Genomic DNA, 8,566 nt, shown 5'->3' on the forward strand with positions numbered 1-8,566 from the left:
GAGCGAAAGCGAGATTCAATAGAGTTTGAGCATAGCGAAAACATAGGGCAATTTTTCAAACGAAGGGCTTTTAATTATTTTTAATGTTTTTAAATACTTTTAGATAGACCAAAAGCCTTATACAGCAATACATTTAGGCTTCATTAAACTAGGTTTATCGACCCATTAAACTAGGTTTATCGACCCATTAAACTAGGTTTATCGACCCATTAAACTAGGTTTATCGATCTAAAAACTAGGTCTATTTACAACCTAGTTTAATTAGTCTAAAGTACAACCTAGTTTAATTATAAATATATTACTAAAAATGAGTGAATTAGTCGTAAAAGATAATGCTTTAATTCAAGCTAGTTATACTTTAGATACAGTAGAACAGCGCTTAATTCTTCTAGCTATTGCTGAAGCAAGGGGGACAGGTCATGGAGTTACTGAAAATAGCCTATTAGAAGTACACGCTAGTAGTTATATAAATACATTCAATGTCGAAAAACATACTGCATACACTGTACTTCGTGAAGCATCTAAAAGCCTATTTGACCGTTATGTTACCTACCATGACATCAACCCCAAAACAGGAAAAGATCGTAGCTTTCACTGCCGTTGGGTTGATAAAATTGGTTATGAACAACAATCTGGTATTGTTTTTCTTCGTTTCACACAAGATATTGTTCCTCTCATAACAAGACTGGAGGAAAACTTTACAAAATATGAACTTCAACAAGTTTCAAAGTTAACAAGTTCATATGCCATCCGCTTATATGAATTATTAATTCAATGGCGTTCTACTGGTAAAACACCTATTTTTGATTTATCTACATTCAGACAGCAACTTGGTGTTGAACCTCATCAATATAAAACAATGAGTAATTTCAAAACCTATGTTTTAGACTTTGCTTTAAAACAAGTTAACGAATTAACAGATATAACTGCCGAATATGACCAACATAAAAAAGGGCGCACAATTCATGGCTTTAGCTTCAATTTCAAACAAAAAAGTAAAAAGATCAAGCCTAAAAAGTTAGATTTAACAGATAAGCAATTGGATCTATTTGCAAATAAACTAGCTCATGATTCTACTTTTGCTAACCAATTTAGTGATATTGGTGAAAGTTATACAGACTTCGCAAAACGAATCAAACAACAGCTTAAAGATCCTGTAAATTTAGACAAGTATTCAGTCTATTTAGACAATTTAGATTTAAAAGTTTAGATTATTAGTCATGCCTAATAGACAGCCTATTAGACATATACTTTTTACAAGATTAGGCATGGTTTTACATAATGAGAAATCTTTCTGTTATTGAACTTTCTAAGTTATATGGGATAAATAGACAAACAATTTACAACCATATAAATAAAGGAATGTTAAGTAAAAATTCAGATAATAAGATTGATTTAGCTGAAGCCATACGTGTGTTTGGTGAACCTAAAAAGAAACAAGATGTAAAAGAACCTGTAAAAGTAGACAGTCCAATTTCAGCAGAAGTTTTACTGCTTAGGCAACAGATAGACATGCTAAAAAATCAGATTGAAGATGCTAAAGACCGTGAATCATTTTATCAAAATCAAATAGAAACCATGCAACGTTTATTGGAAGCCCCAAAAGCCAATATGACTACGTTTACCGATCAAAAATCTGAGCCTGACATAGCAACAGAACCACAGTTAGAACTTGAGCCGAAACATGACGGATTGACTACTCCCGATCAAAAAGAAAACCCACGTATTCCAGTACCAGAGCATGTTGAAGAAGAACCGAAGAAAAGGGGCTTCCTGAGTCGTTTTTTCCTACCGAATGGCTGAGGGCATTGTTGACTGTGACTAATCAAAAATGTGGAACAGTGGTTAAATACTAGGCGTGAAACGTGAAGAATCCATAAAAAAGCCTAGTTTGAATAAACTAGGCTTTTTTATGGATTGCAACTTATTGAAATTATTAAATTAATACATTGCATTTCGCATAAGGTGTATTATGTTAATTTTAGGGAAACTAAATACTCTTTTGATTTACACGCTTCGATAGCTCTTCAGCACTTTCAACACGCTCAGAATAACGATCAGTTAAATATGCTGATTGTCCTCGGGTCAAAAGCGTAAATTTATATAGTTCCTCCATCACATCGACAATTCTTGTGTAGTAAGAAGAGGGCTTCATACGTCCATCTTCTTCAAATTCTAAAAATGCTTTAGGAATAGATGATTGGTTTGGAATTGTGATCATGCGCATCCAACGACCTAAAATACGCATCTGATTTAAGCTGTTAAATGATTGTGAACCGCCACTGACCTGCATCAAGGCTAAAGTTTTTCCTTGCGTTGTGCGAATCGCACCACCTGCCAGTGGAATCCAGTCAATTTGCGATTTAAAAATAGAACTCATCGAACCATGACGTTCAGGTGAACACCACACCATACCTTCCGACCAAGCTAATAAATCATGCAACTCTTTGACTTTAGGATGTTCAGTATCGGCATCTTCAGGTAAAGGTAGCCCCTTGGGATGGAAGATTTTTACTTCAGCGCCAAAATACTCCAAGATCCGTCCTGCTTCCATCACTGCAAGTCTACTGTATGAGCGCTCTCGGTTTGAGCCGTAAAGCAATAAAATACGAGGTAGATGATCAAGCGCTTTGGCTTGGACTTTGTCTAAAGTCGGTTGTTCAAGAAGATTTAAATCTACATTTGGGAGAGTCATAGCGTTATACCTCTTTAAAAACTTTTTTTCTCAGCCACAGTGAAACACTGACCAAAGCAATGAGTACGGGAACTTCAACCAATGGCCCAATGACTGTTGTAAAAGCCACAGGTGATGCAAGCCCAAAGGTTGCAATAGCAACGGCTAAAGCCAATTCAAAATTATTCCCTGCCGCAGTAAAAGAAATAGCCGCAGTTTTGGGATAGTCATTCCCCATCCACTTACTCATAAAGAAACTAATGAAAAACATTAGGACAAAGTAAATCGTGAGTGGAATTGCAATTCTGAGTACATCGAGTGGCAAACTGACCACTTCACCACCTTTCAGGCTAAACATAGCCACGATGGTAAATAACAGGGCAAGTAGACTGAGTGGACTAATTTTAGGAATAAATTTGGTTTGATACCAAAACAATCCTTTTTGCTTCACGAGAATGTATCGAGTTAAGAAACCCAGTAAAAAGGGAATCCCTAAATAAACTAGAACCGCATGGGTAATTGTCCAAAAGCTGACATTAATGATTTGCGCTTCCACACCAAAATAGGGCGGTAAAAAGGTCAAAAATAGCCAAGCATAGGTACTGAAAAACAGGATTTGGAAAATACTGTTAAATGCGACCAATCCCGCAACATACTGGTTATCACCACATGCCAAGCCATTCCATACCAAGACCATTGCAATGCATCGAGCCAATCCAATCAGAATGACACCTGTCATATATTCAGGATAGGACTGTAAAAAAATGATGGCTAACGCAAACATTAAACACGGTGCAATCAGCCAGTTTTGAACCAAAGATAAGGTAAGTGTTCGTTTATCTTTAAACACTTGTGGCAAGGTCGCATAGTCCACTTTGGCAAGTGGTGGGTACATCATCAAAATCAAGCCAATCACAATCGGGATATTGACCGAATCAATACTCATCTGATCTAAAGCAACCGATGCTTGAGGAAAGAAAACGCCAATCCCCACACCCAATGCCATCGCAATGAAAATCCAGAGCGTTAAATTGCGATCTAAAAATGAAAGTCTTGAAGTAGACATAATTACTCGCAATGCACTGAAATTGACGAATGAGCAAGAGGGTTGCTCATGATGCCGTCATTTTGATTTGAGATAATGTTTAAAACAGCATTTGCCCATTCAGGAAGATTTGGGTTCAAACGGTAATACACCCATTGCCCTTGTCTTTGATCAAGCAAAATAGAAAGATTGCGGAGCAAAGCCAAATGGCGAGAAATCTTAGGTTGGCTGAGTTGCAACTGTTCTGTCAGTTCACAGACACAAATATTCTGTTTTGCCATCACTAACTTCAAAATATCCAAGCGTGTCGAATCAGAAAGGCACTTAAAGAAGTCTGTTTGATTCATTTTATTATGACTCAATATATTTACTATTGCGAATATACGCATATCCATATATATATGCAATATTGTTTTACCCTGAGAAAAGTCATGTCACAAAAGATTAAGATTTATCATAACCCAGCCTGTGGAACTTCAAGAAACACTCTCGAACTTATTCGAAATACAGGGCAAGAACCTGAAATAATTGAGTATTTAGAAACACCACCAACTAAAGAAGAGTTAATTACTTTAATTGAAAAATCAGGGCTTTCTGTGCGTGAAGCGATTCGTAAAAATGTTGAACCTTACGAGAGACTGGAATTACAGCAAGAACATTGGACTGATAACCAGTTAATTGATTTTATGCTTGAATATCCAATTCTAATTAACCGCCCATTTGTAGTAACGGATCTTGGTATTAAATTATGCAGACCATCCGAGTTAGTACTGGATCTATTATCTGCCCCTCAATTGAATGCATTTAGCAAAGAAGATGGCGAAGTAATTATTGATCAAAATGGTAATAGAGTTAAGTAAATTTCACGTATTCAATATCCCCATTTAACATAATGGCGCTTATGCGAACTAGTCATTGTAAACCCCATCAGTTTGGGGATGTGCTTCCTACAGGAAATTTAACTTTTCCAATCCGTCATGCAGGTCAGTATTACGACCAAGAAGTTGGGATTTTTTATAATTATTTTAGGGATTATGATCCTATAACAGGTAGATACGTTGAAAGTGATCCGATTGGGTTAGACGGTGGATTAAATACTTATGGGTATGTTGGGGGTAATTCATTACATGCTGTTGATCCAAGAGGTCAATTTGCAATATTAATACCGTTTTTACCTGAAATAGGATTAATGCTAAATACAATTGGCATCGCAATTTTATCTCAATTACCAGATGTTAAGAATCCGCCAAAAGAAGAAAAATGTGAAAGAGAAGATAATTGTGGTCCTTATACTAGAGTACAAGCATATGCTATCGCACAGACTATGGCTCAAATTTCGAGAAAAGAGCGTTATCATAGACCTGTGACAGATTCCAGTCTAAATAAAACGAGTCAAGGAAAATGTTATAATAGGTTGAAATATGCTGGAGCAACACATTTGGGTTATGGCTGTGAGTGGCAAAATAGTTGGATAGAAGACCATCCAGATGGACATAGTCATTTACCTGGAGAAGCCCACCATGATTGCCCTCATCTTCATGTTTATAAAAATGGAATATCAGTAGGTATTGTTCAATATAAGAGGGGATAGTTTTGATTAAAGCTATTATCATAGATGAAGACATTTATATAAATGGGGAAACATCCCCTTTTAATGCTTATAGGTTATATTTTGAGGATGATAAAGGAGAGAGAAGTATTGATAAAACTTATTTTTATACTGACATAGAAATGAAAAAGGGAAAAATCTATTGTGGAAAGGAAAATTTTTTTGATATACCCAATGATATAATTAATGCTCAATTTAAATTTAAGTATGGTAATTATTTCAGTCAGTTTTCAACTGTTATCATGCACCCTAACAAGGGATTACAAACTAAAATTTTAGATTTTAATCATGCTAATAAAAGTAATATTCTTAGACAAAGATATAACAAAGAATTGCTTTTTGTTCCTACCTTTACATTGTCTGAATTAATTAAAGATACTGGTATAGTCTTTATTCAAGAGCATTCTAACTGCGATTATGGAGCAAATTTTTTATTTTTTAATTCTTCAAGTTTAAATTCAAAAGATTATGTAATTAATTTATTTAAAGGTTATGGCTTTAACGTCTTCGACAATACGAAAAAATAATTTCTTAAAACCTTAAAAGATTGATATTAAACTCGATATCTGTTTTTAAGTATTTCTAAAATTAACATAATACACCTTATGCGAAATGCCTAATTTATAGGCATTTCCATTTTTAATAATCGATTTCCAAATTATTGTCTTTTGATTTTTCTTTCTGTTGGGCTTTTTCCTGTTGCTTTTGATGCTCTCTCCATTGTGCCAATGCCTTTAAAAACTCCTGTGCCTTGTTAAAGTTCTCAGCTAAATCAGGATGATTCTTTTGAATTTGTTTGATGGAGGCTTCACGCCCGAAACGCTGATCATATAACAGTTGAGTCTTTTTTTCGGCCTTGCTGTGGTCATGTAAATATTTAATGCCCTGATAATCATTGACCAATTTTTCTCGCTGTTCATCCCAATCCTTTTTCCCAAATAGCATCGGTTTATTCTGATCTAATTCCTCAATCTGACTGCGAATCCCTGCACCTTGTTGCTGATAGCCTTTTAATTCCTTTTTAACACTTTGATCCACGTATTCTGTTCGATATTTTTCAAGCAACTGCTGATATTCAGCCGTGATTGCTTTGGCTTCCGCTATTTTTTCATTGGCAATTTTAATTTTTTCGTCATGGGTCAATGGCTTCGGCTCAGCCTGTTGTTGTTCCTGATCAAGTTTTGCCATGTGCTTCGGTAAATAATGACGATGTGTTTCAAAGGATTGAGTCGCTTGCCGATACTCCAATAGCAAGTCCTTTGATTTTTGCTTCTGACTATCGATCCACCCCAAATGCTTTTCAGGTATACGATCAATGCCCTGATCGGCCAGACTTCGATGATCCACCCGATCTGTATGTCCATATTCTTCTAAAAATACATTCTGTAGATCGGCAAAACGCTCACGCAACTCAACCAGTTCCGTTTTACGCTGTTCTGCGCTCTTCGTGGTATTGGATTTCTGACACCCACCACGTTCAGGCTGTTTCGAGTTATAGCGTTTAAAGAACTGATCAGGGCCACGCTCGATCCCATCCTGAATCCGTTCGCTATACATAATATGCGCATGCGGTTGTTCACCACCCTCAATACTCGCCTTTGGCGTATGAATCGCCCAGGTATAAGCATGCTGATCCCCCAATTCCTGTTCAACAAAGACCTGAACCAGATCCTTACGCTGTTGAGGGGTCAGTTCTCTCGGTAACGCAATTTCAACTTCCCGATAGGTTGAACCATTTTTACGCTCAAACTCATCGGCACATCGCCAAAATAGGTTCGGATCATCTTGTGCCCAATCAGGCATATTGCCATGCTCCATGGCTTCTAGTTTTTCCTGATGCTTGAGCTTATATTCTCCCTCACGCTCAATATATTCAGCATGTGCAGCAGCTTTACCTTTTGCACCCACCTTGACCGATAAGTGATAACTTGCCATGTTCGCTTTTGCCTGTGCTTGTGCTGTGGGGAGTACAGAGGGCGAAGCCCTTTGTCGTGCTTAGGTTTCTATCGAAGATAGAAACTACTAAGTGCGCATTCTGAATTTTAGCACGCTTTCATTTCCATGCTACACTCGAATAAATATTGATGCTTTTAGCGGTATTCGCATGACCATAAAAACAGAATTACCTGACGGACATTTACAATTTTTAAAGGCATTGTCACGGCCCACCGACTACCAAAAACTCCTCATCGAACTCTATGAAAAAACAGACCGTAGCCCCATCGAAGACAAAAAACTAATCGCTTTGATCCGTACCGAAAAAGCCAATATCCGAGCCAACAAAGCCAAAAAGGACATGCAGCACCTACTCAATGCAGAAAAGAACAAAGAAAAAACCTTAGAACGCAAACAACGCACCAAACGCCTGATTGAACTCGGTGCATTATTCGATATTGCCGAGCTTGGACAGCATGATCCTGCCACATTGGTCGGCATGCTCACCAATATCAGCACAGCAATCGCACCAGATAGCGATAAATGGACGAATTGGCATAAACAGGGAGTTTCTATACTCCATGAGAGAAAACAGGCTAAAAACGCAAAAGAGGCGCAATCAGACCATGAAAATAACTCACCTTTAAAAAACTGATCACCTTAAAAAATAGTGTTCCGATTCAAAGTAAGTGATCAAGAACATTTTAAGGGGGGGGATTTGTACACTTTAAAGAATCCACCCGTCAAAAATAATAGGATAAGCCACTGTTACTTATAAAAATATGGAATCAATTAGAAGGCATTCAGCGAGTGTCTACGAGCGACACAATCAAAAGTCGCGTCTAGACTCTCTGAAAAACTGTTTTTTAAAAGCATAAATTCTAGAAACAGATAAATTGGATGCCTAAATTTGAATCTAGACCGAGCGTAGCGAGCAAAAGCTTTATGAGCGAAGCGAATCCATTGTTCTTTTGCCTTTGATTTTGCTTTTTCTTAAATTCACGGAAATATTAGCTAAAAAATTGCCCCTAAGAATCGAGCGAAAGCGAGATTCAATAGAGTTTGAGCATAGCGAAAACATAGGGCAATTTTTCAAACGAAGGGCTTTTAATTATTTTTAATGTTTTTAAATACTTTTAGATAGACCAAAAGCCTTATACAGCAATACATTTAGGCTTCATTAAACTAGGTTTATCGACCCATTAAACTAGGTTTATCGACCCATTAAACTAGGTTTATCGACCCATTAAACTAGGTTTATCGATCTAAAAACTAGGTCTATTTACAACCTAGTTTAATTAGT

General features: G+C 36.8%; 10 protein-coding genes. 6 read left to right on the forward strand and 4 right to left on the reverse strand.

Translation table 11 applies throughout. The annotated features are described in order from the left end of the window. Nucleotides 1–307 precede the first annotated feature (307 nt). Both repM and B9T28_RS14680 read left to right on the forward strand, forming a co-directional pair. The gene (gene repM / locus B9T28_RS14675; RefSeq protein ID WP_086204723.1) at nucleotides 308–1,210 is read left to right on the forward strand and encodes a replication initiation protein RepM; all 903 of its coding nucleotides are present in this window, start codon (nucleotides 308–310) and stop codon (nucleotides 1,208–1,210) included. Between the two features lie 71 nt (nucleotides 1,211–1,281). Continuing rightward, the gene (locus B9T28_RS14680; protein WP_086204724.1) at nucleotides 1,282–1,803 is read left to right on the forward strand and encodes a plasmid replication DNA-binding protein; all 522 of its coding nucleotides are present in this window, start codon (nucleotides 1,282–1,284) and stop codon (nucleotides 1,801–1,803) included. A gap of 187 nt (nucleotides 1,804–1,990) precedes the next feature. On the opposite strand, the gene arsH is transcribed toward B9T28_RS14680, so the two are convergent. Genes arsH through B9T28_RS14695 form a run of 3 tightly spaced genes read right to left on the reverse strand, consistent with a single transcriptional unit; the run spans nucleotide 1,991 to nucleotide 4,066 of the window. Continuing rightward, complete coding sequence (gene arsH, locus B9T28_RS14685; RefSeq protein ID WP_086204725.1) at nucleotides 1,991–2,695, reverse strand: arsenical resistance protein ArsH; 705 nt, start codon at nucleotides 2,693–2,695, stop codon at nucleotides 1,991–1,993. Nucleotides 2,696–2,699: 4 nt separating this feature from the next. Next, the gene (gene arsB / locus B9T28_RS14690) at nucleotides 2,700–3,740 is read right to left on the reverse strand and encodes an ACR3 family arsenite efflux transporter (protein WP_086204726.1); all 1,041 of its coding nucleotides are present in this window, start codon (nucleotides 3,738–3,740) and stop codon (nucleotides 2,700–2,702) included. 2 nt (nucleotides 3,741–3,742) lie between these two features. Further along, nucleotides 3,743–4,066, reverse strand: coding sequence for a metalloregulator ArsR/SmtB family transcription factor (locus B9T28_RS14695; RefSeq protein ID WP_086204727.1), 324 nt, complete (start codon nucleotides 4,064–4,066; stop codon nucleotides 3,743–3,745). An 84-nt stretch (nucleotides 4,067–4,150) separates the two neighbouring features. On the opposite strand from B9T28_RS14695, the gene arsC reads away from it, so the two are divergent. Genes arsC through B9T28_RS14710 form a run of 3 tightly spaced genes read left to right on the forward strand, consistent with a single transcriptional unit; the run spans nucleotide 4,151 to nucleotide 5,855 of the window. Further along, a complete protein-coding gene (gene arsC / locus B9T28_RS14700; protein WP_086204728.1) occupies nucleotides 4,151–4,579 on the forward strand; it encodes an arsenate reductase (glutaredoxin) in 429 nt (142 codons plus the stop codon). Between the two features lie 41 nt (nucleotides 4,580–4,620). Continuing rightward, complete coding sequence (locus B9T28_RS14705; RefSeq protein ID WP_252053671.1) at nucleotides 4,621–5,310, forward strand: RHS repeat-associated core domain-containing protein; 690 nt, start codon at nucleotides 4,621–4,623, stop codon at nucleotides 5,308–5,310. 2 nt (nucleotides 5,311–5,312) lie between these two features. Further along, entirely contained in the window at nucleotides 5,313–5,855 is a 543-nt protein-coding gene (locus B9T28_RS14710; protein WP_086204730.1) for a hypothetical protein, read from the forward strand. Nucleotides 5,856–5,967: 112 nt separating this feature from the next. Here the strand turns inward: B9T28_RS14710 and B9T28_RS14715 are convergent, their stop codons facing one another. Next, nucleotides 5,968–7,263 carry a MobA/MobL family protein gene (locus tag B9T28_RS14715; RefSeq protein WP_086204731.1) on the reverse strand — a complete coding sequence of 432 codons (1,296 nt, stop codon included), beginning with the start codon at nucleotides 7,261–7,263 and terminating at the stop codon, nucleotides 5,968–5,970. Between the two features lie 169 nt (nucleotides 7,264–7,432). Here B9T28_RS14715 and B9T28_RS14720 point away from each other — a divergent pair, with 169 nt between their 5' ends. Continuing rightward, the gene (locus B9T28_RS14720; protein WP_086204732.1) at nucleotides 7,433–7,918 is read left to right on the forward strand and encodes a conjugal transfer protein TraD; all 486 of its coding nucleotides are present in this window, start codon (nucleotides 7,433–7,435) and stop codon (nucleotides 7,916–7,918) included. The last annotated feature ends 648 nt before the right edge of the window (nucleotides 7,919–8,566 follow it).

This window comes from Acinetobacter silvestris (assembly GCF_002135235.1).
In the GTDB taxonomy this organism is placed as follows: Bacteria; Pseudomonadota; Gammaproteobacteria; order Pseudomonadales; family Moraxellaceae; genus Acinetobacter; species Acinetobacter silvestris.